This window comes from Streptomyces sp. NPDC007901 (genome assembly GCF_042959465.1).
In the GTDB taxonomy this organism is placed as follows: Bacteria; Actinomycetota; Actinomycetes; order Streptomycetales; family Streptomycetaceae; genus Streptomyces.
On record NZ_JBIBKW010000025.1, the window covers coordinates 45,529 to 69,687 of the forward strand.

Consider the following 24,159-nt stretch of genomic DNA (forward strand, 5'->3'; position numbering starts at 1 on the left):
CCGAGGCCCGCATCCCACAAGGGAAGCGGGCCTCGCGCGTGTCACCGGCAACGCACCCTCCCTCGCCGCCCTGGCGAGGTGGAGGCCGCGCCCGCGGCGCAGCCGCAATCGGATGCGGCACATCCCGTCAGGACCGCAGTAAACCGAGGCCCGCACCCCGCAAGGGAAGCGGGCCTTGCCCGTGTCACCGGACCTTCCCTCGCCGCCCTGGCGAGGTGGAGGCCGCGCCCGCGGCGCAGCCGCAATCGGATGCGGCACATCCCGTAAGGGAAGCGGGCCTCGCGCGTGTCACCGACACCAACACCGCTCGGCGCCCCGTCAAGACCGCGGTCAGGAGCCCGGATCTTCGGATCCGGGCTCTTTCGTGTGTGGCATTGACGGCGTCACATTCGGTCGGTACCCAGAAGAGAGGGCCCGCTCCTCCCCTCGGCCCCCTTCTGGAGGTGGCGTATGGCGGCTTCGGTGCGGCATGAGACGCGGGCGTTGCTGAGGGCCCATCTGGCGGCCGCCTCGTCGTACCGGCATCTGACCCGCCACTGTCCGGTCTGCCATCGGCTCCTGCGGCTGGCCATGGATTCCGCGCCGTGTGCCGCCGCGGAGGCCCCCGAGGACGCCAGGGAGGACGAGGACCCCGTCGGCGCGTGAGGGGCGCCGGCCCCAACGGCCGTTCCCTCAAGGGCCGATGGAGGGCGTGACTCCTCTAGCGCACCTGGGGCAGTACAAACAACCCGCGCGGTATGTGACGGGTGTCACCGCATGAGTTTCCGAAACGGCGGAACTTACCCCCTTCCTACAACTGGTCAATTTAATATGTGCAATTGCACCAGCCTGGGGACCCGCTCCGAACCCTCCTCGGACGCCCGTCGCGCCGCATCCACAGCAGATCCGACACCCCTCCCCAGACTCCGACAAGGCTGCGCACAGAGCCGCTGGTTACGGTGGGGCAAGACCCCACGGGCGCACAAAAAAGATCGCGCTGGACCCGGCGGAGTCCAGCGCGATCTACGACGCACCCTGTATCGCTTGCCTGTGAAGTTCTTGTCGGCCTGGGCGTGGGCCCTGTTGGGGCAGGTCCCGCGTCGCTTGGAGCTAGGGCTGCGGGCGTCGCGGCCAGTTGGGGGACCGGTCGGTTTGCCCGCTATTCAGTTGGTCAGGCCTCGGTGCGCTGCTGCGGAATGCCCGCCAGCAGGGCGCGGACCTCGGCCTCGCGGTAGCGGCGGTGTCCGCCGAGCGTACGAATCGACGTGAGCTTGCCGGCCTTCGCCCACCGCGTGACCGTCTTGGGGTCGACGCGGAACATCGTGGCGACCTCAGCCGGGGTCAGCAGCGGCTCGGCATCAGGGGTGCGAGCGGTCATGAGCGGCCTCCTCGGGAGAACCGAACCTTCTCGGTTCTTTCCTCTAAATTCTGCACCTTGACCCGCGTTGCCCGAAATGGCGGACGCGAGTCGAGTCGGTTATAGGACGAACGGCTTGTCCTCGGCACTACAACTACACCATCTGTCCAGCCGCGTCGGCCAAACCGATGGAATTGCCCTCCCAGGTAGTCATCAGCCGCGGAAGCCGATGGACCATGCCATAGCGGACAGTCACGCCACTGTGACGATCAGTCACAGGACGATCAGGAGTCACCAGACCCCCCAAAGCACGTAATACCGAGAATCCGCCCACAGTGCACCACACTTGGACGGAAGGAGCCTTCCCCGGACTCCTTGTCCTATTTTGGCACGAGGAGTGGCAAGCGACGCAAGAGCCGTGTAAGTGCTATCCATCACCCTTGACACAAAAGCCCGGATCGAGGCCAACGTCCCGTGAGTGCACTGAAGTGCCGTCAAGGTACGTTGTTTCCTGCCTTCCGGGCCGTGACGTACGTCACTCACCACACATACGTCACCGAGGTGTCACCCAGTCGTAAAAGGCACCGGACCGCCCACCCGGTTAGTACGCATCACCCGGCCCCGGTGCTCAGACCGGCGCTCAGTTCGCCGAACGCCGGTCCCGGACCGCCCGCCAGCGCTCCACCAGCCGGCCGTACGCCGCCCCGGCGGCCGCCCCGTCGCCCTGCCGCAGCGCCTCGATGCCGGCCGCCACGTCGGCCGCCGAGTGGTCGTCCTCCAGATCACCGGCCGGCAGGGTGTGCACCAGGCCGCCGTAGTCCAGCTCGACCAGCGAGCGCGGGTGGAACTCCTCCAGCCAGCGGCCGACGTCCACCAGACCGTCGATCAGCGGCCCTTCCTCCACCGTGTCCTTGAGCGTGCGCAGCGCCCGGGCCACCCGGCGCCGGGCCTGCACCATCGGCGTGCGGTAGCGCAGCATCGGCGGGATCTCCGCGGTCCCCTTCTCGTACCGGCGCTCCTCGTCGGAGACGAGCACGAACCAGTTCAGCGGCACCTGCCAGGTCGCCGTGCGGATCCAGGGCCGGGAGTCGGGGTTGCGGACCAGCCAGCGCTCGTAGTCCACCGTGGCCTGGCGGCGCACCACGGGCGGCAGCATGGCGTCCAGGACCGACTTCGGCAGCTCGTCGGAGAGCTCCTGCAGCGCCTGCCAGCCGCGCAGCCGGGTCCGCCAGGGGCAGACGCACACCACGCCGTCCACCGACAGCACGAAGGCGTCGGCGCTCTCCTGCACCGGCACCGGGATCGGCGGGGTCGGCAGCAAGTCGGCCAGGGAGCGCCGGAGTTCGTCCTGGTACGAGGGCCGGCCCCGGCGGCGGGCATAACGCGCCCAGTGGTCGCGCTCCGGCTCCGGAAAGGCGGCCAGCGGCTCGTACACACGCAGGTACGTCGCGTAGGGGACGACCACCGAGGACACCTTGGGCACGCCTGCACCCTCCCCATCGGACCGGGCTCGAAACCAGCGGAACCCACGGCGGAGCCCACCTGGCCGCCCGGGGAAACCACAGCAAATCGTCCCACGCTCATACGTGCACACACGGCACGGGAGAGTGATCCTGAACACTGCGCGGATGGTGTGCGGGCCGGGGCTCTACGCTCATGCCACGGCCCCCGCCACCCTTACGGGAGCCCCGCCGCAGCCACCCGCCGCGACACACGCGACACAACCGGGAGTCACCACAGTGACCGACGTTTCCACCGGCGTCCTGCACACCCTGTTCCACTCGGACCAGGGCGGTCACGAGCAGGTCGTGCTCTGCCAGGACCGCAAGAGCGGCCTGAAGGCCGTCATCGCCATCCACTCCACCGCGCTGGGCCCCGCCCTCGGCGGCACCCGCTTCTACCCGTACGCCACGGAGGAGGAGGCCGTCGCCGACGCCCTCAACCTCGCGCGCGGGATGTCGTACAAGAACGCCATGGCCGGACTCGACCACGGCGGCGGCAAGGCCGTGATCATCGGCGACCCCGAGCGGGACAAGACCGAGGAGCTGCTGCTCGCCTACGGGCGGTTCGTGGCCTCGCTCGGCGGGCGGTACGTCACCGCCTGCGACGTCGGCACCTATGTCGCCGACATGGACGTCGTGGCCCGCGAGTGCCGCTGGACCACCGGCCGCTCCCCGGAGAACGGCGGCGCCGGCGACTCCTCCGTCCTCACCGCCTACGGCGTCTACCAGGGCATGCGCGCCAGCGCCCAGCACCTGTGGGGCGACCCCTCGCTGCGCGGCCGCAGCGTCGGCATCGCGGGCGTCGGCAAGGTCGGCCACCACCTGGTGGAGCACCTGCTGGAGGAGGGCGCCAAGGTGGTGATCACGGACGTGCGCCGGGAGGCCGTCGGCCGGATCTCCGACCGGCACCCGCAGGTCCGGGTCGCCGCCGACACCGAAGCCCTGATCCGCGTCGAGGGCCTCGACATCTATGCCCCCTGCGCGCTCGGCGGCGCCCTGAACGACGACTCCGTGCCGGTGCTGACCGCCCAGGTGGTGTGCGGCGCGGCCAACAACCAGCTGGCCCACCCGGGCGTCGAGAAGGACCTCGCGGACCGCGGGATCCTCTACGCGCCGGACTACGTGGTGAACGCCGGCGGGGTCATCCAGGTCGCCGACGAACTGCACGGGTTCGACTTCGAGCGGTGCAGGGCGAAGGCGGCGAAGATCTTCGACACCACGCTGGCCATCTTCGCACGTGCGAAGGATGACGGGATTCCGCCGGCCGCCGCGGCCGACCGGATCGCCGAACAGCGGATGCACGAAGCGGTAACGGCGGGTGGCCGCTGACCGTCCGGGCGGTTTCCGCGAGGAATTTCGGTACCTGCCGGCGGGCGGTTGGAGAGAACTCTCACGTTCGTCGGCGGGTCGTCCGCCAGGAAGTGGTTAAAATCGTGGTTGACCAGCGGGGACGGGGCGCCTCGCGGGTCATGGAGTCAGGCGCGTGGTGCGGGCGACGTACCGTATGGGCGCGGGCTCAGGTACCGTGGAAGCCCTACGGACCGGTCTCTCCGAGGAGAGCCCGTTCCGGATCATGAACGCGTGTCAGACTCTGGGGCCGTCGAGCCCCGTCACCGAGGGGGTCGAGCCATGGGGCGCGGCCGGGCCAAGGCCAAGCAGACAAAGGTCGCCCGCCAGCTGAAGTACAACAGCGGTGGGACTGACCTGTCACGTCTGGCCAGCGAGCTGGGCGCATCGACTTCGAGCCAGCCGCCGAACGGCGAGCCGTTCGAGGACGACGACGAGGACGAGGACGACCCGTACGCCCAGTACGCGGATCTCTATAACGATGATGACGACGAGGACGAGGACGATCAGTCCGGTCCGCAGTCGCAGCATCGTCGTGGTGCTTGACGTACCACTCTCCGCAGTTCTCTCAGCAACTGCACTTCACCCGGTCCGGGGCTTCGACGCCGGACCGGGTTTCGTGCTGACCGTCAGGCGCTGACCGTCAGGCGTAGTCCCCCACCAGTTCCGCACCGGTGGTGTGCGAGCCCCGCTCGGTGATCTCGCCGGCCACCCAGGCCTCGACCCCGCGGTCGGCCAGTGTGGTCAGCGCCACATCCACCGATTCCTGCGGGGCGATCGCGATCATGCCGACGCCCATGTTGAGTGTCTTCTCCAGTTCGAGCCGCTCGACCTCGCCGGTCCGGCCGACCAGGTCGAAGATCGGGCCCGGGGTCCAGGTGGCACGGTCGACGGTCGCGTGCAGGTGGTCCGGGATCACCCGGGCCAGGTTCGCCGCGAGTCCGCCGCCGGTGACGTGGCTGAAGGCGTGCACCTCCGCCGTGCGCATCAGGGCCAGGCAGTCCAGCGAGTAGATCTTGGTGGGCTCCAGGAGTTCCTCGCCCAGGGTCCGGCCCAGCTCCTCGATGTGCGCGTCGAGCGCGAGGCCCGCCTGGTTCAGCAGGACGTGCCGGACCAGGGAGTACCCGTTGGAGTGAAGACCGGAGGACGCCATGGCGATCACCGCGTCACCCGTACGGATACGATCCGCGCCGAGCAGCCGGTCGGCCTCCACCACGCCCGTACCGGCGCCGGCGACGTCGAAGTCGTCCGCGCCGAGCAGGCCCGGGTGTTCGGCGGTCTCGCCGCCCACCAGGGCGCAGCCGGCCAGCACACAGCCCTCGGCGATGCCCTTGACGATCGCGGCGACCCGCTCGGGGTGGACCTTGCCGACGCAGATGTAGTCGGTCATGAACAGCGGCTCGGCACCGCACACCACGATGTCGTCCATGACCATGGCGACCAGGTCGTGTCCGATGGTGTCGTAGACGCCGAGCTGCCGGGCGATGTCCACCTTGGTGCCCACGCCGTCCGTGGCGGAGGCGAGCAGCGGGCGCTCGTAGTTCTTCAGGGCGGAGGCGTCGAAGAGGCCGGCGAAGCCGCCGAGGCCGCCGAGGACCTCGGGGCGCTGCGTCTTCTTCACCCACTCCTTCATCAGCTCAACGGCGCGGTCGCCCGCTTCGATGTCGACGCCGGCAGCCGCGTAGGAAGCACCGGAGGACTGGCTCTCAGACATTGCCTGGGATCTTTCGGGTCGGTTTCTACGAGGCTTACGGGCGACGGATCGCGTCGGCCGCGGCCGTGGCTGCCGGACCGGCGGCCAGCTCGGTCTCCAGAAGCTGCTTGCCGAGCAGCTCGGGGTCCGGGAGCTCCATCGGGTACTCGCCGTCGAAGCAGGCGCGGCACAGGTTCGGCTTGGCGATGGTGGTCGCCTCGATCATGCCGTCGATGGAGATGTACGCCAGGGAGTCGGCGCCGAGCGAGGTGCCGATCTCCTCGATGGTCATGCCGTTGGCGATGAGCTCGGCGCGGGTGGCGAAGTCGATGCCGAAGAAGCAGGGCCACTTGACCGGCGGCGAGGAGATCCGGATGTGGACCTCGGCCGCGCCCGCTTCCCGCAGCATGCGCACGAGCGCGCGCTGGGTGTTGCCGCGCACGATCGAGTCGTCGACGACGACCAGGCGCTTGCCCTTGATGACTTCCTTCAGCGGGTTCAGCTTCAGGCGGATGCCGAGCTGCCGGATGGTCTGCGAGGGCTGGATGAAGGTCCGGCCGACGTAGGCGTTCTTGACCAGACCGTTGCCGAAGGGGATGCCGGAAGCCTCCGCGTAGCCGATGGCGGCGGGGGTGCCGGACTCCGGGGTCGCTATCACCAGGTCGGCGTCGACCGGGGCTTCCTTGGCGAGCATCCGGCCCATCTCCACGCGGGAGAGGTACACGTTCCGCCCGGCGATGTCGGTGTCGGGGCGGGCCAGGTACACGTACTCGAAGACACAGCCCTTGGGCTTCGCGTCCGCGAATCGGGAGGTGCGCAGGCCGTTCTCGTCGATGGCGACGAACTCGCCCGGCTCGATCTCGCGGACGAAGCTCGCGCCGCAGATGTCCAGCGCGCCGGACTCGGAGGCGACCACCCAGCCGCGCTCCAGGCGGCCGAGGACCAGCGGGCGGATGCCCTGCGGGTCGCGGGCGGCGTAGAGGGTGTGCTCGTCCATGAAGACGAGGGAGAAGGCACCGCGCACGTTCGGGAGGACCACGGGGGCGGCCTCCTCGACGGTCAGCGGCTTGCCGTCCTCGTCGACCTGGGCCGCGAGCAGCGCGGTGAGCAGGTCGGTGTCGTTGGTGGCCGCGACCCGGGTGGACCGGCCGTTGGTGTCCTTCGGGAGTTCGGCGACCATCTCGGCGAGCTGCGCCGTGTTGACCAGGTTGCCGTTGTGCCCGAGCGCGATCGAGCCGTGCGCGGTGGCACGGAACGTCGGCTGGGCGTTCTCCCACACGGAGGCACCGGTGGTCGAGTAGCGGGCGTGACCGACCGCGATATGACCCTGGAGCGAGCCGAGAGAGGTCTCGTCGAAGACCTGGGAGACGAGGCCCATGTCCTTGAAGACGAGGATCTGGGAGCCGTTGCTGACCGCGATACCCGCGGACTCCTGGCCCCGATGCTGGAGGGCGTAGAGCCCGAAGTACGTGAGCTTGGCGACCTCTTCACCGGGAGCCCAGACACCGAAGACGCCGCAAGCGTCCTGGGGGCCTTTCTCACCGGGGAGCAGATCGTGATTGAGGAGACCGTCACCACGTGGCACGGCTCCGAGTGTAGGCGAGATCGACCACTGGTCCGAATTGGGGATACCCGGCCGTAATGGATCTACGACCGCGGACGTCGTTGTGGGATTCTCCATTTGCGCTGGTCAACACGGTAAGAGGTTTCTCCAGGCGGTGCCCGTTCGTGCCGTCCGGTGTCCGCGCAACCCCCTCACACCGTATCCCTGAGTGAGGTGTCGCACATCATTCGGGGGGATCGGAGGGGGGCTGGAGGTCACTTCCTGGACAGCTGGACCCGGTCGCCGGCAGCGGTGGTGAGGGTGAGCTTCTTACCCTCGGCCGCGGTGCTGAGCGGCCCGGCGGTGAGGGTGCGGGCGAGGGCGCGCTCGAAGGTCATCCGGGCGTTGTCGCAGGCCATCCGGGTGGTGCGGGTGTGGGTCAGCCGGATCCGGTCGTCCGTGACGTCCGCCGTGGCGCTGAACTGGTTGCAGCCGAGGTTGCCGGCCGCCCTGCCGTCCTCGATCCGCACCCGGGCCTGCGCCGGGGCGCGGTGGGTGGTGCCGTCGACGGTGACGCTGTCGACGGTCCAGTCGATGCCGGTCACCGGCTGCCGGGCGGTCACGGAACCATCCTTCCCGCTCCCGCAGGCCACCGCGAGCGTGGCGAGCACGGCGACGGCTGTCATGGTCAGGGTCCTGGGCCGCGTGCGCTGCTTGTACCCGTACATGCCGATTCGACGGAACGCACCGGGTGATCGGTTCCCTCAGCTCATGACGGGCAGATAGGCCCCGATGTCCGCCCGCTCCCCGCTGGCGCTGACCTTGGCGTCCGCCACGGCCTCCCGCCACGCCAGCCGTCCGGTGGCCAGCCGGATCCAGGTCAGCGGATCGGTCTCGACGACGTTCGGCGGGGTGCCCCGGGTGTGCCGGGGCCCTTCGACGCACTGCACCACGGCGTACGGCGGCACCCGCACCTCGGTGGAGCCGCCGGGCGCCTTGGCCGCGAGGGCGTCCGCGAGCAGCCGGGTGCAGGCGGCCAGCGCCTGCCGGTCGTACGGCACCTCCAGTCCCGGCACCGCCGCGTTGAGGTCGTCGGTGTGGACGACCAGCTCGACGGTGCGGGTGACGAGGTAGTCGTCGAGGGAGAGCACGCCGGCGCTGGTGGCGAGCAGCCGGGTCCCGGGGTGTGCGGCGAGCAGGGCGCGGAGGCTCTCGTCGATGTCGGCGAGGTAGCCGCCGAGGTCGGGATGGTCCGCGGCGATCCGCCGGGTGAAGTCGGCGATGGCGGCGGAGTTGCCGGAGGTCCCGGCGGGCCAGTCCAGCAGGACCGCGTCGGCCTTCGCCGGCTCGGGCTGGTCCAGGGCCCGGTGCAGGGCGGTGACCGCCATGCCGATGTGGGCGACGAGATCGCGCACCGTCCACTCACCGAGCCGGGTGGGGAGCGCCAGCCGCTCGGGGGTGAGGGCGGGGACGGCGTCCCGCACGTTCGCCAGCTGGCCGAGCACCGCCGTGCGGATCCTGGCGGGGTCGTACGTCCTGGTGCGCTTCTTGGCCGGGGGCATGGAGGCGAGCCTATTCATGGGCGCGGCCTCACCGCGAGCGATTAGAAGCGGGTGATCTGGCTGTCGTTGTCGCCTGGTGCCTACCGGCGCTACTCCTTCACGGCATATCCCCGGAGTCCCTTTTCCACCAGGTCGAAGGCGGCCCTGGCCCGTTCCGGGGCGTCGGCGACGATGCGGTCGATGTCCTCGCCCTCGGCCTGACGGCGGTGGTGCTCCTCGATCAGGGCGTTGCGGGCGGAGCTCAGCATGGCGGCGGCGACGGTGCCGAGCATCAGGTCTCCGGTCTCCTCGCCCAGCAGCGCGGCCATCTCCCGGGCCCCCTTCTGCACGGCGAGGAAGGCGCGCTCCATCAGGGCGGGCGTCTCCACGACGAGTCTGCGCAGCTGGTGGGAGACGGGATCGGCGTGCAGCCCGACCGAGGGGTCGCGGTTCTCGACCATCTCCAGGAACTGCCGTCGTACGGCATCCACCGCGGACTCCCCGGACCGCCGCTCCCGCACCGCACGGAACGCGTCGCCGAAGTGCTCCTCCACGGGAGCGAAGACCAGGTCCTCTTTCGTCCCGAAGTAGTTGAAGACGGTCATCTTGGAGACTTCGGCCGCGTCGGCGATCTCCTGCACGGAGACGGCGTCGAACCCGCGCTCGACGAAGAGGGCGATCGCGGTGTGGAAGATCCGGCTCGCCGTCTGCTGCTTCTTGCGCTCGCGCAGCCCCATGCCGTCAGACATGACAGAACCGTACCAAGACGAAGTTTGAGCCGGGACGAAATTTCATCTCGGATGAAACATTGACCGGGTATACATTTATCGGGCATGGTGCTGCCATGACCGAGACCCAGCGCAAACTAGGCATGCTTGTCTGTCTTGCGACGATCGTCCTGGCCGTCCTCGACATGCAGATCGTGTCCGCGGCGACCGTCCCGATCGTCCGCGACCTGGACCCCGAGCACGGCATCGACAGGATCCCGTGGCTGGTCAGCGCATACGCGCTCGCGGCGGCCGCCCTGCTCCCGCTGTACGGAAAGCTGTGCGACGTACTGGGCGCCAAACGCGTCCTGCTCGGCGCGGTCGCCACCTTCCTGGCCGGCTCGGCGCTGTGCGGCGCGGCCCTGTCGATCGGGGAGCTGATCGCGGCCCGGGCGGTGCAGGGGGTGGGCGCGGGCGGGCTGATGAGCGTGACGATGGTGGTGCTCGCCGAGCTCCAGGGGCCGCGGCAGAAGAGCGGGGGCGCCGGGATGGGCGGAGTCGTCGCCGGCGGCGGCATGGCCCTCGGCCCCTGGATCGGCGGCCTGCTCTCCGACCACGCCGACTGGCGCTGGGTCTTCTACATCAACCTGCCGCTGGGCCTGCTGGTGCTGACGGTGGGCGCGGTGGTCATCAGGCTCCCCCGGCACCCGGTGAAACGACTGATCGACTACCCGGGCGCGGCCCTCGCCGCTCTCTTCTCCACCGCGCTCCTGCTGCTGACCGAATGGGGCGGCAAGAAGTACGCGTGGTCCTCCCCGGAGATCGCCGGCCTGCTCGCGGTCTGCGTCGCGGCCCTGGTCCTCTTCCTGCGCCGCCAGCGCACCGCGCCCGAACCGATCCTCCCGCTCTCCATGTTCCGCGTCCCCGAACTGCGCTGGGGCTTCGCCGTCCAGGGCCTGATGGGCGCGGCGATGACGGGCGCGATCTACTACGTCCTGCTGTACGTCCAGATCGTCCGGAACGTGCCCAGCTCCTCGGCCGGGCTGTTCCTGCTCCCGCTCGCGCTCGGCTTGAGCGTGACCGGCGTCGTCGCGAGCAGGCTGGCCGAACGCGGCTGGTCGGAGCGGACGTTCGTGATCGGCGGCGCGGCGGTCTCCTGCGCGGGCTTCCTGCTCCTGGCCACCACGGGCACCGACACCTCGCTCTGGCTGCTGCGTGCCGAGCTCCTGGTGATGGGCGTCGGCTTCGGCCAGCTCCTCGGCCAGCTCATCCAGTTGGTGCAGGTGGCGGCCCCGCCCCACCAGCTGGGCGTCGCCACCACGTCCATCCGCTTCTTCCAGACCCTCGGCACGGCCCTGGGCGCGGCCCTCTTCGGCACGATCATCACCCGCCTCTACGGCACCGCCGCCTCCGCACCCCACCTGACCGCGACAGCCGCCGCCCGCGACTCCTACGCCTCCGCGACCGACACGGTCTTCCTGTGCGCGGCCGGACTGATGGCCCTGTGCGTGCTGCTGGCGGCGCGGCTGCCGAGGGCGCGGGCACGGACCGTGGTACCGGCATGACGAAAGTACGGCATGACGAAAGCCCCGCCCGGTTCGCCCGGGCGGGGCCTCGTCGTCGTACGACCGGGGGCTACGCCAGCAGCGCCTCGATCGTGCCCTCGTGTGCCTCGCGCAGCTCCGCCAGGGGGAGGGTGAACTCGCCCTGGAGCTCCACGGCGTCTCCGTCGACGACGCCGATGCGGGTGACCGGGAGGCCGCGGGCGCCGCACATGTCGTTGAAGCGGAGTTCCTCGGAGCGCGGTACGGCGACGACCGCGCGGCCCGCCGACTCGGAGAAGAGGAAGGTGAAGGCGTCGAGCCCGTCCGGTACGACCAGACGCGCGCCCTTGCCGCCGAGCAGGGCCGACTCCACGACCGCCTGGACCAGACCGCCGTCGGAGAGGTCGTGCGCGGAGTCGATCATGCCGTCGCGGGAGGCGGAGATCAGGATCTCGGCGAGCAGGCGCTCGCGCTCCAGGTCCACCTTGGGCGGCAGGCCGCCGAGGTGGTCGTGGACGACCTGGGACCAGGCCGAGCCGCCGAACTCCTCGCGGGTGTCGCCGAGGAGGTAGAGCAGCTGTCCCTCCTCCTGGAAGGCGACCGGCGTGCGGCGGGCGACGTCGTCGATGACGCCGAGGACCGCGACCACCGGGGTGGGGTGGATGGCCACCTCGCCCGTCTGGTTGTAGAGGGAGACGTTGCCGCCGGTCACCGGGGTGCCGAGCTGCTGGCAGGCGTCGGCGAGACCGCGGATGGCCTCGGCGAACTGCCACATCACCGCCGGGTCCTCGGGCGAGCCGAAGTTCAGGCAGTCGGAGACGGCCAGCGGCTTGGCACCCGTGGTCGCCACGTTCCGGTAGGCCTCCGAGAGCGCCAGCTGGGCGCCCGCGTAGGGGTCCAGCTTGGCGTACCGGCCGTTGCCGTCGGTCGCGATGGCGACGCCGAGGCCGGTCTCCTCGTCGATGCGGATCATGCCCGAGTCCTCGGGCTGGGCGAGGACCGTGTTGCCCTGCACGAAGTGGTCGTACTGCGAGGTGATCCACTTCTTGGAGGCCTGGTTGGGGGAGCCGACCAGCTGGAGGACCTGCTGCTTGAGCTCCTCCGCCGTCGCCGGGCGCGGCAGCTTGTTCGCGTCGTCCGCCTGGAGCTCGTCCTGCCAGGACGGGCGGGCGTACGGGCGCTCGTAGACCGGGCCGTCGTGCGCGACCGTGCGCGGGTCGACGTCCACGATCTTCTCGCCGTGCCAGAAGATCTCCAGGCGGTCGCCGTCGGTCACCTCACCGATGACGGTGGCGATGACGTCCCACTTCTCGCAGATCTCCAGGAAGCGGGCGACCTTGGCCGGCTCGACCACCGCGCACATGCGTTCCTGCGACTCGCTCATGAGGATTTCCTCGGGCGAGAGGGTCGCGTCACGGAGCGGGACGTCGTCCAGGGTGACGGTCATGCCGCCGGAGCCGTTCGAGGCCAGCTCGGAGGTGGCGCAGGACAGGCCCGCCGCGCCGAGGTCCTGGATGCCGACGACGAGCTTCTCGCGGAACGCCTCCAGGGTGCACTCGATGAGGAGCTTCTCCTGGAAGGGGTCGCCGACCTGGACGGCCGGGCGCTTGGAGGGCTTGGCGTCGTCGAAGGTCTCGGAGGCGAGGATCGACGCGCCACCGATGCCGTCGCCGCCGGTCCGGGCGCCGTACAGGATGACCTGGTTGCCCGCGCCGGAGGCCTTGGCGAGGTGGATGTCCTCGTGCCGCATGACGCCGATGGCACCGGCGTTGACCAGCGGGTTGCCCTGGTAGCAGGCGTCGAAGACGACCTCGCCGCCGATGTTGGGCAGGCCCAGGCAGTTGCCGTAGCCGCCGATGCCGGCGACGACGCCGGGCAGGACGCGCTTGGTGTCGGGGTGGTCGGCGGCGCCGAAGCGCAGCGGGTCGACCACGGCCACCGGGCGGGCGCCCATCGCGATGATGTCGCGGACGATGCCGCCGACACCGGTCGCCGCGCCCTGGTAGGGCTCGACGTAGGAGGGGTGGTTGTGCGACTCGACCTTGAAGGTCACGGCGTAGCCCTGGCCGACGTCGACCACGCCCGCGTTCTCGCCGATGCCGACGAGCATCGCGTCGGACTGCGGGGCCTTCTCGCCGAACTGGCGGAGGTGGACCTTGGAGGACTTGTACGAGCAGTGCTCGGACCACATGACCGAGTACATGGCGAGCTCGGCGCCGGTCGGGCGGCGGCCGAGGATCTCCACGACCCGCTCGTACTCGTCCTTCTTCAGACCGAGTTCGGCCCAGGGCAGCGCGACGTCGGGGGTCGCGGCCGCGTGCTCGACCGTGTCCAGAGGCGTCCGGCTCATGCGTTGACCAGCTTCTTGAGGATCGAGGTGAAGAAGGGGAGGCCGTCGGTACGGCCCGTGCCGATCAGCGGCTCGACGGCGTGCTCGGGGTGCGGCATCAGGCCGACGACGTTCCCGGCCTCGTTGGTGATGCCGGCGATGTCCCGGAGGCTGCCGTTCGGGTTGCCGCATCCATCAGCGGCTTCGCCGCGGACGACGTACCGGAAGGCGACGCGGCCCTCGGCCTCCAGCTGGTCGAGCGTGTACTCGTCGGCGACGTACCGGCCGTCCATGTTCTTCAGCGGGATGTGGATCTCCTGGCCCGCGCGGTAGTCGGCCGTCCAGGCGCTGGAGGCGTTCTCCACCCGCAGCTTCTGGTCGCGGCAGATGAAGTGGAGGTGGTTGTTGCCGAGCATCGCGCCCGGGAGCAGATGCGCCTCGGTGAGGACCTGGAAACCGTTGCAGATACCGAGGACCGGAAGACCGGCCTTCGCCTGCTCGATGACGGTCTCCATCACCGGCGAGAAGCGGGAGATCGCGCCGGCCCGCAGATAGTCGCCATAGGAGAAACCACCCGGGAGGACCACCGCGTCGACCTGGTGGAGGTCCCTGTCCTTGTGCCAGAGGGCCACCGGTTCGGCACCCGCGAGTCGGATCGCGCGCTGGGTGTCCCGGTCGTCCAGACTCCCCGGGAAAGTGACGACGCCAATACGAGCGGTCACTTCGCCGCCTCCGCGACTTCATCGACGCGAACCGTGAAGTCCTCGATCACGGTGTTGGCGAGGAAGGATTCCGCGAGCTCGTGGATGCGGGCGAGAGCGGCCTCGTCGACCGGTCCGTCAACTTCCAGTTCGAATCGCTTTCCCTGACGTACGTCGGAGATCCCTTCGAAACCCAGGCGCGGCAGCGCACGCTGGACCGCCTGGCCCTGGGGGTCGAGGATCTCCGGCTTGAGCATGACGTCGACTACGACGCGTGCCACTGGCACTCCCGGTGTGTGGTGCTGAACTGGTTCCTTCAGACTACCCGCACCAAATTTCTACGCGGGTAGAGTTGTAGGAAACTACGTGAGGCGCATCACGATCGGGTGACAGCGGAGGATCCTCACGAAAAGTTCTGGGAAAGTTCCCCGGGTTCGCCCGTGACATCTATTGCGCTGGGGACACGCGGACGGATTTAGTCGGGCTTCACTTTGTATTGCCAGGCACTGTACAAATGAATTGGCAATAGCCGATACTCGGCACGTCATCGCCGATGAGCTGTATAGACGTGCCACACGAAGGGACCGATATTCGTGGCGCAGAAGGTCGTGGTCACTCTCTTTGACGACATCGACGGCTCGGAAGCGGCGGAAACGATCGCCTTCGGACTCGACGGCAAGTCGTACGAGATCGATCTGAATCAAGCCAACGCCCAGAAACTGCGTAAGGCCCTGGAGCCGTACCTCGTGGCCGGCCGCAAGCGGTCGAAGTCGGGCAAGGCGTACAAGCAGACGGAGGTCGCCCCCGACCCGGCGGCCGTCCGCGCCTGGGCGCAGGCGAACAAGATGGATGTCCCGGCCCGCGGCCGCATCCCGAAGAAGGTGTACGAGGCGTTCAGCGCCGCGCAGTGAGACGCGGCCCCGGCTGCCCTCAGGGACCGTCACCGGCCCTCGGGGGCAGCCGACTTGCGCTACCCCCCTGCTGATCAGCTAATGTCTGGAGCACGCCGAGGGGCGCGGCCGAAAGGCCGAAACCCACGGAGTACATGCGGGTGTAGTTCAGTAGTAGAACATCCCCCTTCCAGGGGGAAGGCGCAGTGTGCAATTCCTGTCACCCGCTCTGCACCGCCGTCCTGAGCATGCTTGTGGATCAGGTAGGCTGGTGCTCGCACCGATCGGTGGGAGCCGGTCGGGAGCAGTGCGGACGTAGCTCAGTTGGTAGAGCGCAACCTTGCCAAGGTTGAGGTCGCGAGTTCGAGCCTCGTCGTCCGCTCCAGTTCACAGGAGAAACCCCAGTCATATGACTGGGGTTTTTTCGTGTCCCCGGACCCGGGCGCACCACTGACATTTGTCATGGCGACCGATGACACCGCGCACTGCTGCCGGACCCCGGACGCCGGAACGCTGATCTCATGGAAGACAACGAACACGAACACGTGATTGAGGTCACAGATCTCCGGCGTGTGTACGGGGGCGGGTTCGAAGCGGTCCGCGGAATCACCTTCTCCGTGGCACGGGCGGAGATCTTCGCGCTGCTGGGCACCAACGGCGCCGGAAAGACCTCCACGGTCGAACTGCTCGAAGGACTCGCACCGCCGGACGGCGGCCGGGTCCGGGTGCTGGGCCACGATCCGCACCGGGAGCGGTCCGCCGTACGCCCGCGCACCGGCGTGATGCTCCAGGAGGGCGGCTTCCCCTCCGAGCTGACCGTCGGCGAGACGGCACGGATGTGGGCCGGCTGTACGACGCATGCCCGCCCCACGGCCGAGGCGCTCGGCCTGGTCGGACTCGCCGGCAAGGCGGACGTACGGGTCAAGCAGCTCTCCGGCGGCGAGCGGCGCCGCCTCGACCTGGCGCTCGCCCTGCTCGGACGGCCCGAGGTGCTGTTCCTGGACGAGCCGACCACCGGGCTCGACGCCGAAGGGCGCCACAGCACCTGGGAGTTGGTGCGGGACCTGCGCGACGCCGGTACGACCGTCCTGCTCACCACCCACTACCTGGAGGAGGCCGAGGACCTCGCCGACCGGCTCGCGATCCTGCACGAGGGGCGCATCGCGGCGACCGGCACACCGGCCGAGGTGACCGCCGCCCAGCCCTCCCGGATCTCCTTCCGGCTGCCCCACGGCTACTTCCTGGGCGACCTGCCGCCGCTCGGCCCGCTCGGCGTGTCCGGACACGAGGTCGACGGGGACGTCGTACGGCTGCGCACCCGGGAGTTGCAGCGCGCGGCCACCGGACTGCTGGTCTGGGCCGAGGCGGCACGGGTGGAACTGCACGGCCTGGACATCCGGTCGGCCTCCCTGGAGGAGGCGTTCCTGGGGATCGCGCGGGAGCGGGAGAAGGAGGCGGCCGTATGAACGGGCCGGAGATCAGCATGGCGACGGCGGCCGGCGGTGGCACACGTCCACGCGCCCTCGCACCGTCCTGGCGGCGGCTGCGGGCGCTGGCGCGGGCGGAACTCACCCTGTTCGGCCGCAATCGCGGCGCCGTGCTCACCGCGCTGCTCATGCCGCTCGTCCTGCCGTTCACGGTGCGGCCCGCGACCGAGCAGATCGACCTCAAGGGGATCGGGCTGAGCATCGGCACCATGACGCTGACCGCCGCGATCGGCTTCGCCTTCCTCTTCGCCGTCTACAGCTCCCTGGTCGGCGCCTTCGTGGCGCGGCGCGAGGAACTCGTCCTCAAGCGGCTGCGCACCGGCGAACTCGACGACCTGGAGATCCTCACCGGAACCGCGCTGCCCGCCGTCTGTCTCGGCCTGGCGCAGGCACTGCTGCTGGCCGCCGCCTGCGCGGTCCTGCTCGACGCGGGCGCGCCCAGGGCGCCGTACCTGACCCTGCTCGGACTGCTGTCCGGCCTGGTGCTCAGCGCCGCGCTCGCCGCGCTCACCTCCGCCGTCACCCGGACCACCGAGAGCGCCCAGGTCACCGCGGTGCCCCTGGTCCTCCTGTCCATGATGGGCTCGGGCATCGCCGTCCCCGCCGATGTCCTGCCCGACCGGGTCGCCGCGGTCTGCGCGTTCCTCCCGCTCTCCCCGGCAATCCGCCTGGTCCGCGCGGGCTGGACCGGAGAGCTGAGCGGGTACGAGGCTCTGGGCACCGTCCTCACCGCGCTGGCCTGGACCGTGGCCGCGGTGTTTGCTGTACGGCGGTGGTTCCGCTGGGAACCCCGGCGCTGAGAACCGCTGAGAACGAGGACGGGACCGGGATGAGCGGGGCAGGGGCCTGGTGGCGGGGGAAGACCACTCCCGCCAAGGTCGAGACGTACACACGCTGGTCGTTCCACTTCTTCGCGGTGATCGAGGTCGCCGCGATCGGGCTGCCGGTGTTCGCGCAGGCCGGGGCCCGAGCCGCGGGGCTGCTCGCCGCGTTGGTGGTCGGCCACGCGCTGCTCTGCGCGCTGACCGCCTCCCGGGCGCTGGACTGGACGCGCGGCCGGCGGGCACAGCCGGTACGGCTGCTGTGGGCGCTCGGCGCGGCGACGTACGTCATCGCCGTCGTCGCCCTCGTGCTGCGCAAGCACGGCTCGGGGCCGGACATGGACGCCGCCGGCAGCAGCGTCTTCACCGGGGTGCTGGCCTTCGGCGCCGGGACCCTGGCGCTCGGCGTGCGCCACCGCAAGCGGGTGCTGTCGCTCGTCGCGGGCTTCGCGTGCGGGGCCGGGGCGGTCTCCTTCCCGCTCGGCTATCCCGGGGCGGCCGCCCTGGTCACCGGGTTCGCGGTGTTCCTCGGCGGTGCCTTCCTCGCCGGCACCTCGATCTTCTCCCTCTGGCTGCTGAACGCCGTCTACGAACTCGACGAGGCCCGCGAGACCCGCGCCCGGCTCGCCGTCGCCGAGGAACGGCTGCGGTTCGGCCGCGATCTGCACGACGTCCTCGGCCGGAACCTCGCCGTGATCGCCCTCAAGAGCGAACTGGCGGTCCAGCTGGCCCGCCGCGAACGGCCCGAGGCCGTCGAGCAGATGGTCGAGGTGCAGCGGATCGCGCAGGAGTCGCAGCGGGAGGTACGGGACGTCGTACGGGGCTACCGGGACGCCGACCTGGGGGCCGAACTCGCCGGTGCGCAGGGCGTGTTGACGGCGGCGGGCATCGACTGCGAGGTGAGCGGCTCGGCCCACGGGCTGCCCGCCGAGGTGCAGTCGGCGCTCGGCTGGGTGGTGCGGGAGGCGACCACCAACGTGCTGCGGCACGGGGACGCGGGGCGGTGCGCGGTGGGGCTGCGGATACGGGAGGGGTGCGTGGTGCTGACGGTGGAGAACGACGGGGTGGCGGGGCGGCCGAGAGACGCAGGCGGGGGCGGGGGCAACGGGCTCGCCGGGCTGCGGGAGCGGCTGGCGGTCGTGGACGGGACGCTGGAGGCCGGGCCGGTGGGGACGGACGGGTTCCGGGTGGTGGCCTCGGTGCCGCTGTCCGGCCGTACCGCCGATACGAGTGTGAGCGGAGTCACCTCATGACGTCTGCGGTACGGCTGTTGCTCGCCGACGACGAGCATCTGATCCGGGGTGCGCTGGCCGCGCTGCTCGGTCTTGAGGACGATCTGGTCGTGGTCGCGGAGGCCGCGAGCGGGTCGGAGGCGCTCGCGATGGCACGGGCCCACCGGCCCGATGTGGCGGTGCTGGATCTGCAGATGCCGGGGGCCGACGGTGTGAAGGTCGCCACATCGCTGCGGACCGAACTGCCCGACTGCCGGGTGCTGATCGTCACCGGGCACGGGCGGCCCGGGCATCTCAAGCGGGCGCTCGCGGCGGGTGTGCGGGGGTTCGTCCCGAAGACGGTCAGTGCGCAGCGGCTTGCCGAGATCATCCGGACCGTGCACGCCGGAAACCGGTACATCGACCCGGAGTTGGCCGCCGACGCGATCTCCGCCGGGGACTCGCCGCTGACCGCGCGGGAGGCCGAGGTGCTGGAGCTGGCGGCCGACGGGGCGCCGGTCGCGGAGATCGCCGAGCGGGCCGCGCTGTCGCCGGGGACCGTGCGGAACTACCTCTCCTCCGCCGTCACCAAACTCGGTGCGGAGAACCGTCATGCGGCAGTGCGTCTCGCGCGGGAGCGAGGTTGGGTATAGTTGCTCTCGCGCCACGGCGCATGCGGACGTAGCTCAGTTGGTAGAGCGCAACCTTGCCAAGGTTGAGGTCGCGAGTTCGAGCCTCGTCGTCCGCTCGGGATGAGACCCCGGTCCACTGGACCGGGGTCTTTTTCGTACCGTCAGCTCCAGCTCTGGCCCGTCAGCCGCTCGTACGCCTCGATGTACTTCGCGCGGGTCGCCTCGACCACCTGCTCCGGCAGGGCCGGCGGGGGCTGCTCGCTCTTGCGGTCCCAGCCGGACTCGGCCGAGGTCAGCCAGTCGCGTACGAACTGCTTGTCGAACGACGGCTGGGCGCGGCCCGGCTGCCACTCGTCGGCCGGCCAGAAGCGGGACGAGTCCGGGGTGAGGACCTCGTCGGCGAGCACGAGGGTGTCGTTCTCGAAGCCGAACTCGAACTTCGTGTCGGCCAGGATGATCCCCCGGTCCCGGGCGATGTCCCGGGCGCGGCCGTACACCGCGAGGGTGGCCTGGCGCAGCTGCGCGGCCGTCTCGGCGCCGACCTGACGGGCGACCTCCTCGTACGACACGTTCTCGTCGTGCTCGCCGACCTCGGCCTTGGTGGCCGGGGTGAAGATCGGGGCGGGCAGCTCGGAGCCGTCGACCAGGCCCTCGGGGAGGGCGAGGCCGCACACCGTGCGGGACTCCTGGTACTCGGCGAGGCCGGAGCCGGTGAGATAGCCGCGGGCCACGCACTCCACCGGGAGCATCTTCAGGGACTTGCAGATCAGGGTGCGGCCCGCCCAGTCGGCGGGGGCGCCCTCGGGCAGCTCGGTGCTGATGACGTGGTTGGGGGCCAGGTCGGCGAGCTTGTCGAACCACCACAGGGAGAGCTGGGTCAGCACCCGGCCCTTGTCGGGGATCTCGGTCGGCAGCACCCAGTCGTAGGCGGACAGGCGGTCGCTGGCGACCATCACGAGGTCCCCGGCCGCGTTCTGGTACAGCTCGCGCACCTTGCCGGTGTGCAGATGCACCAGACCCGGGACCTCCACGGGCTCGGGCTTTTCGACGAATCCGGACACGGTTCCTCCCCGTGGTTCTGTACAGGTGCCCTCGATTCTCCCGTATGCCGGGTTGCGCACGGACAGCGGGGCCGCGCGGACACCTGTGCGGATCAGTCGTGTTTGCAGATGCGGTCCAGGAGGTTGGCGGTGGCGCGCTGGACGCGGGGGTCGACATGGCCGGGGCGGTCCAGGGCCGGGGACCAGGCGAAGGTGCCGGAGGCGAAGACCAGGGCGCCGGAGGGGGCGCGGTAGAGGGAGGTCTCCTGGTGGCGCAGGACGCCGTCGTTGTCGGTGTAGGGGGAGTGGGCGAGCAGCATGCGTTCCTCGTGCTCGGGGAGCGCGGTGCGCGGGAAGTAGCGGTCGGCCTCGCCGGCCACCAGACCCGGCAGTTCGTCGCCGTCGTGCGCGCCGGTGGCCTCCCAGAGCCAGTGGCCCGCGTTGCGCACGATCAGCGGGGACGGCTCGGGCACCCGGCCCGCGTACTGGATGCCGACCGTCTGCTGTTCGGGCCGGTCGATCTCACGCCAGAGCACGGGTTTGCCCGGGCCCCTGCGTTTTCGGCAGGTCAGCAGGCGGTCGGCGACCCCGGACGGGGAGGGGCCCAGCTCCACCTGCCAGTACATGGTGTTGGCGGAGAGGAAGACGAGTGAGGTACCGCTGTCGCGGGCCAGTTCCACGGTCCGCCGCATCCGCGGGGACCAGTACTCGTCGTGGCCCGGGAAGACCAGGCCCCGGTAGCGGGTCGGGTCGACGCGGCCGGCGTGCAGGTCGCGGGCGTCGGCGTAGGCGATGTCGTAGCCGTAGCGCTCGGCCCAGCGGATGAAGTCGTAGGCGTGCCCCACGTGCAGAGGCAGGCCGGCGCCCGCGTACGGCCGGTCGAAGGAGACGGTGGTCGCGGCGTCGGCCTCGCCGAGCAGCCGGCCCTTCTCGTCCCAGGCGTGGTAGAGGCTGGCGCCGGTGCGGCCGTCCTCCGGGTAGAGGTTGTACGCCTGCCAGGTGATGTCCGGCAGCAGGAGCAGCAGGTCCGCCGGGTGGTTGTCGCGGATCGTGAAGGGCACGTGGGAGCGGTAGCCGTCCGCCGTGGTGAGGACGGCGACATACGCGCCGATGCTCCAGTACGACGGGATCTGCAGCCGCCAGGACAGCCACCAGTGGTGACAGGAGACCGTACGGTCGGCGGCCAGCGGCGCGGGCTGGACGATGCCGGACAGCCGGGGGCTGGTGGTGATCTTGGCGGCGCCGTCACCGCCGTAGTGGCCGATGCGGTAGATGTCGACGCTGAACTCCTGCGGCGGGTCGACCGTGATGTGGAAGTCGACGGCATCGCCGGGGCCGACCGCGCCGGTCGAGGTGAATCCTTTGATCTGGCGGTGCACGTCGTCCGCGGAGCGCGGGCCGACGGCACTGCGGGGTGCCGGGATCCGCGGGTTCTCGCCGGTGGGTTGTGGCCTGCTCGGGTCCACGTACCACGGGACGACATGACCGGTGTCGTCGAAATAGGTCTCGCTGCCGCGCAGCCAGGGGACCGGCCCCAGGCCGAAGGGGTCCGTGACGGCGTGCGCGAGTGCTCCCGACTCCCAGCGGCGGATGTGGTCCGATGCCATGGTGGCTCCCCTCCCTCGTGCCCCCGTGAGGTGTGCTGTGACGAGTCGATGTGCGTGCGGGCGGTTGATACGGCCGTGCATGTGCTGTCCGTGCGGTGGCGTGACTGTGGCGCCTGTCTTATGTCGGATGCGCTTGCCACATCCGCGAACGGTCCCAGCACATCACATAACGCACGCGTACGGTCACGGTTCGTTGCGAATTTGCCTGAAGTGGAACAGTTTGCTCCGCTAAAGCGTCGAAACGCCGAGGTCAGACCAGCCGTACCGGCTTCTCGGGACGTATCCCGGACTCGACCAGCCAGGCCCGCAGCGGGGCCGGGTCTCCCTCCTCGACGAGACTGAGGACTCTGGGCGTCAGGTCGGCGGCCCGCTCACCGTCGACCAGCAGGGACGGGCCGTCGAGCCAGTCCAGGCCGGGGGTGGCTCCGGCGGTGTCCATGGCCGCGCAGCAGACCATGGCCTTGACGTGGTCTGCGAGCAGCTCGCGGGCGGTGCGCGGGGGCTGGAGCGGGAAGAGGGGCAGCGAGCCGTCGTCCCAGAGGGCCCTGTCGGAGCCCTGGCCCGCGGGTGCCGCCGCCGAGCCGGGTCGGGAGGTGCCGCCGACGGCGGTGGCGGCGGCGTTCGCGGCGCTGGCTGTCGCGGCCTCCTCGCGGGCGAGGGCCGCGGTGAGGCCGGCGGCGAGGGCGGCGCTGCACTCGGTGCCGCTTCTCTCGTCGGCGTCCTCGTCGTAGGCCGGGGGTGCCGTGCGCCGGCTCCGGGCCGTCGGGTCGGTCAGGTGGTCCAGGACGCGGGCCAGGGTGGGGCCGCCGGGGTCGGGGGCGGCCGGGTCGACGGTGGCGCGGACGCCGAGGGAGTCGAGGACGCGGTGAAGACGGGCCGCGTCGGTACGCCAGGTCCGGTCGACGACCTCGTCCGGGTACTCCTGCCAGTCCACCGGCGACCAGTCCGGGCCCGGCCCGGCGGGGCCGCCGTGGAAGAGACGGGCGGCCAGCAGCGAGGCGGCCTCGTCCACCAGGCCCGGCTCCTCCAGCAGGTCGCAGGCGGGCCGCTCGCCCAGCCGGGAGGCGAAGCCCTCGGCCAGCCGGTCGCGCCGGGACAGTTCGGTGAGCGCCGCGACCACGCCCGCGTCCAGCCGGGAGGGCCAGCGGCCCATCCGCCAGGCGGGCAGCGCGACCCGGGTGAGGAGCCGGTCCCAGCCGGCGTAGGCGAGACCGACCTGTTCCTGGGCGACGATCCGCAGTCCGTAGTCCACAGCCTGTGCACGCTCGGCGGCCGCGGCGGCGACCCCGCGCTCCATCAGCGCCGCGTGCTCCCGGCAGCCTCGCAGCAGCACCCGGGCCACCCAGCCGATGCCCGCGCACAGCACCCGGGTCGCCCGACATCGGGCGGACGTGGAGGCGACCGCCACCGCCGCGTCGAGCCCCCGGACGAAGCGCCGGGCGGCCGCTATGTCCGGGTGTGCCGAGGGTCCCGTACCCGCGACGACCGGGGCGAGGACCGCGCGGAGTTCGCCGACCCGCATCCACCACAGGAACGGGGAGCCGATGACGAGGACGGGGGCGGCCGGGGTGCGGCGGTGCGAGCCGGGGTTGCCCAGTTCGTCGCCGGCCTTGGGCGCGGGCGGGCCGTGGGCCGGGTGGGTGCGGTCCTCCAGCCAGCTGTCGCAGTCCGGGGTGAGCGCTATGGCGGAGGGCGCCGGGACGTCCAGGCGGTCGGCGAGGTCGCGCACCATCCGGTACAGGTCCGGCGCGGACGTCTCCGCGATCGGGACCGTGGGGCTCACGGCCGGGCGGGCGCGGGCCACGACCAGGGCGACAGCGGCGGCGGCCAGCAGCACGAGCACGGCGAGAGAGCCGACGGCCCAGCGGGCCGCGTCCCAGCCCCGGCCGACGAAATGGCCGGTGGAGCCGCCGGTGAGCAGGATCACCGTGACCGCCGCGGGCAGCAGGGCCACGGCCAGGGCCCGGCCGCGGATGCGCAGCACGGCGAGGGCCCGGGTACGCGCTGCCTGCGCTCCCGCCTCCGCACCGATACCGGTACTGGTCACGTCCGGACCTCACCCCCTCCCTGCTGTCCTGGCGCCGTCCTGGCTGTTGCTCACTCCCCCACTGTGGCACCCCTCACTGACATCGCAATGCCGGTGGGCCAAGTGCCGGAACGCTTGCGCCGCACCCTAGTTGGGGCCTCGGCCCCCGTCAGCCGGATGGGGCATCGGTCACTCGATGGAA

22 protein-coding genes and 3 tRNA genes are annotated in these 24,159 nt (G+C 70.7%); 12 read left to right on the forward strand and 13 right to left on the reverse strand.

Annotated elements, in window-relative coordinates; genetic code table 11:
* The first annotated feature begins 450 nt into the window (after positions 1 to 450).
* Entirely contained in the window at positions 451 to 645 is a 195-nt protein-coding gene (locus ACFZDK_RS47100; RefSeq protein WP_390983047.1) for a DUF6274 family protein, read from the forward strand.
* Between the two features lie 505 nt (positions 646 to 1,150).
* Here ACFZDK_RS47100 and bldC read toward each other — a convergent pair.
* Positions 1,151 to 1,357 carry a developmental transcriptional regulator BldC gene (gene bldC, locus ACFZDK_RS47105; protein ID WP_033321412.1) on the reverse strand — a complete coding sequence of 69 codons (207 nt, stop codon included), beginning with the start codon at positions 1,355 to 1,357 and terminating at the stop codon, positions 1,151 to 1,153.
* Positions 1,358 to 1,976: 619 nt separating this feature from the next.
* Positions 1,977 to 2,819, reverse strand: coding sequence for a hypothetical protein (locus ACFZDK_RS47110; RefSeq protein WP_390983051.1), 843 nt, complete (start codon positions 2,817 to 2,819; stop codon positions 1,977 to 1,979).
* Between the two features lie 256 nt (positions 2,820 to 3,075).
* Between ACFZDK_RS47110 and ACFZDK_RS47115 the strand changes: the two genes are divergently transcribed.
* Together ACFZDK_RS47115 and ACFZDK_RS47120 are read left to right on the forward strand one after the other, a co-directional pair.
* Positions 3,076 to 4,167, forward strand: coding sequence for a Glu/Leu/Phe/Val dehydrogenase dimerization domain-containing protein (locus ACFZDK_RS47115; protein WP_390983053.1), 1,092 nt, complete (start codon positions 3,076 to 3,078; stop codon positions 4,165 to 4,167).
* 300 nt (positions 4,168 to 4,467) lie between these two features.
* Positions 4,468 to 4,731, forward strand: coding sequence for a DUF3073 domain-containing protein (locus tag ACFZDK_RS47120; RefSeq protein ID WP_355713715.1), 264 nt, complete (start codon positions 4,468 to 4,470; stop codon positions 4,729 to 4,731).
* A gap of 97 nt (positions 4,732 to 4,828) precedes the next feature.
* Here the strand turns inward: ACFZDK_RS47120 and purM are convergent, their stop codons facing one another.
* The 5 genes from purM to ACFZDK_RS47145 form a co-directional block, all read right to left on the reverse strand.
* The gene (gene purM, locus ACFZDK_RS47125; protein ID WP_390983056.1) at positions 4,829 to 5,899 is read right to left on the reverse strand and encodes a phosphoribosylformylglycinamidine cyclo-ligase; all 1,071 of its coding nucleotides are present in this window, start codon (positions 5,897 to 5,899) and stop codon (positions 4,829 to 4,831) included.
* 34 nt (positions 5,900 to 5,933) lie between these two features.
* Positions 5,934 to 7,463, reverse strand: coding sequence for an amidophosphoribosyltransferase (gene purF / locus ACFZDK_RS47130; RefSeq protein ID WP_359211780.1), 1,530 nt, complete (start codon positions 7,461 to 7,463; stop codon positions 5,934 to 5,936).
* 233 nt (positions 7,464 to 7,696) lie between these two features.
* Positions 7,697 to 8,107, reverse strand: coding sequence for an META domain-containing protein (locus ACFZDK_RS47135; RefSeq protein WP_390983060.1), 411 nt, complete (start codon positions 8,105 to 8,107; stop codon positions 7,697 to 7,699).
* A 78-nt stretch (positions 8,108 to 8,185) separates the two neighbouring features.
* Positions 8,186 to 8,983, reverse strand: coding sequence for a sterol carrier family protein (locus ACFZDK_RS47140; RefSeq protein ID WP_390983062.1), 798 nt, complete (start codon positions 8,981 to 8,983; stop codon positions 8,186 to 8,188).
* 89 nt (positions 8,984 to 9,072) lie between these two features.
* Entirely contained in the window at positions 9,073 to 9,711 is a 639-nt protein-coding gene (locus ACFZDK_RS47145) for a TetR family transcriptional regulator (RefSeq protein ID WP_390983064.1), read from the reverse strand.
* Positions 9,712 to 9,806: 95 nt separating this feature from the next.
* On the opposite strand from ACFZDK_RS47145, the gene ACFZDK_RS47150 reads away from it, so the two are divergent.
* The gene (locus ACFZDK_RS47150) at positions 9,807 to 11,234 is read left to right on the forward strand and encodes an MFS transporter (protein WP_390983066.1); all 1,428 of its coding nucleotides are present in this window, start codon (positions 9,807 to 9,809) and stop codon (positions 11,232 to 11,234) included.
* A 70-nt stretch (positions 11,235 to 11,304) separates the two neighbouring features.
* On the opposite strand, the gene purL is transcribed toward ACFZDK_RS47150, so the two are convergent.
* Genes purL through purS form a run of 3 tightly spaced genes read right to left on the reverse strand, consistent with a single transcriptional unit; the run spans position 11,305 to position 14,524 of the window.
* A complete protein-coding gene (purL, locus tag ACFZDK_RS47155; RefSeq protein ID WP_390983068.1) occupies positions 11,305 to 13,563 on the reverse strand; it encodes a phosphoribosylformylglycinamidine synthase subunit PurL in 2,259 nt (752 codons plus the stop codon).
* Positions 13,560 to 14,264 (reverse strand): phosphoribosylformylglycinamidine synthase subunit PurQ, encoded by a 705-nt coding sequence (gene purQ, locus ACFZDK_RS47160; protein WP_390983070.1) that lies wholly within the window; start codon positions 14,262 to 14,264, stop codon positions 13,560 to 13,562. Before purQ ends, purL begins: the two co-directional genes overlap by 4 nt.
* Positions 14,261 to 14,524, reverse strand: coding sequence for a phosphoribosylformylglycinamidine synthase subunit PurS (gene purS / locus ACFZDK_RS47165; RefSeq protein WP_355713694.1), 264 nt, complete (start codon positions 14,522 to 14,524; stop codon positions 14,261 to 14,263). The genes purQ and purS overlap by 4 nt, the downstream gene beginning before the upstream one ends.
* A gap of 312 nt (positions 14,525 to 14,836) precedes the next feature.
* Here purS and ACFZDK_RS47170 point away from each other — a divergent pair, with 312 nt between their 5' ends.
* The 8 genes from ACFZDK_RS47170 to ACFZDK_RS47205 all read left to right on the forward strand — a co-directional run bounded on the left by ACFZDK_RS47170 (position 14,837) and on the right by ACFZDK_RS47205 (position 19,400).
* Positions 14,837 to 15,154 carry a histone-like nucleoid-structuring protein Lsr2 gene (locus tag ACFZDK_RS47170; RefSeq protein WP_390983073.1) on the forward strand — a complete coding sequence of 106 codons (318 nt, stop codon included), beginning with the start codon at positions 14,837 to 14,839 and terminating at the stop codon, positions 15,152 to 15,154.
* 136 nt (positions 15,155 to 15,290) lie between these two features.
* Positions 15,291 to 15,362: transfer RNA gene (locus tag ACFZDK_RS47175), tRNA-Gly, on the forward strand.
* Positions 15,363 to 15,442: 80 nt separating this feature from the next.
* Positions 15,443 to 15,518: transfer RNA gene (locus ACFZDK_RS47180), tRNA-Gly, on the forward strand.
* A 136-nt stretch (positions 15,519 to 15,654) separates the two neighbouring features.
* Positions 15,655 to 16,599 (forward strand): ATP-binding cassette domain-containing protein, encoded by a 945-nt coding sequence (locus ACFZDK_RS47185; protein WP_390983076.1) that lies wholly within the window; start codon positions 15,655 to 15,657, stop codon positions 16,597 to 16,599.
* Positions 16,600 to 16,616: 17 nt separating this feature from the next.
* On the forward strand, positions 16,617 to 17,420 hold the full coding sequence (locus ACFZDK_RS47190; RefSeq protein ID WP_390983234.1) for an ABC transporter permease: 804 nt from the start codon (positions 16,617 to 16,619) through the stop codon (positions 17,418 to 17,420).
* A gap of 29 nt (positions 17,421 to 17,449) precedes the next feature.
* On the forward strand, positions 17,450 to 18,694 hold the full coding sequence (locus tag ACFZDK_RS47195) for a histidine kinase (RefSeq protein ID WP_390983079.1): 1,245 nt from the start codon (positions 17,450 to 17,452) through the stop codon (positions 18,692 to 18,694).
* Positions 18,691 to 19,305 carry a response regulator gene (locus ACFZDK_RS47200; RefSeq protein WP_390983082.1) on the forward strand — a complete coding sequence of 205 codons (615 nt, stop codon included), beginning with the start codon at positions 18,691 to 18,693 and terminating at the stop codon, positions 19,303 to 19,305. Before ACFZDK_RS47195 ends, ACFZDK_RS47200 begins: the two co-directional genes overlap by 4 nt.
* Positions 19,306 to 19,327: 22 nt before the next feature.
* A tRNA-Gly gene (locus ACFZDK_RS47205) sits at positions 19,328 to 19,400 on the forward strand.
* A gap of 45 nt (positions 19,401 to 19,445) precedes the next feature.
* Here the strand turns inward: ACFZDK_RS47205 and ACFZDK_RS47210 are convergent.
* The 3 genes from ACFZDK_RS47210 to ACFZDK_RS47220 all read right to left on the reverse strand — a co-directional run bounded on the left by ACFZDK_RS47210 (position 19,446) and on the right by ACFZDK_RS47220 (position 23,978).
* Positions 19,446 to 20,345, reverse strand: a complete 900-nt coding sequence (locus ACFZDK_RS47210) for a phosphoribosylaminoimidazolesuccinocarboxamide synthase (protein WP_390983084.1) — start codon at positions 20,343 to 20,345, stop codon at positions 19,446 to 19,448.
* A gap of 92 nt (positions 20,346 to 20,437) precedes the next feature.
* Entirely contained in the window at positions 20,438 to 21,931 is a 1,494-nt protein-coding gene (locus ACFZDK_RS47215; protein WP_390983086.1) for a N,N-dimethylformamidase beta subunit family domain-containing protein, read from the reverse strand.
* 250 nt (positions 21,932 to 22,181) lie between these two features.
* Positions 22,182 to 23,978: a hypothetical protein gene (locus ACFZDK_RS47220; RefSeq protein ID WP_390983089.1), complete on the reverse strand. Its 1,797-nt coding sequence runs from the start codon at positions 23,976 to 23,978 to the stop codon at positions 22,182 to 22,184.
* Positions 23,979 to 24,159: the final 181 nt, after the last annotated feature.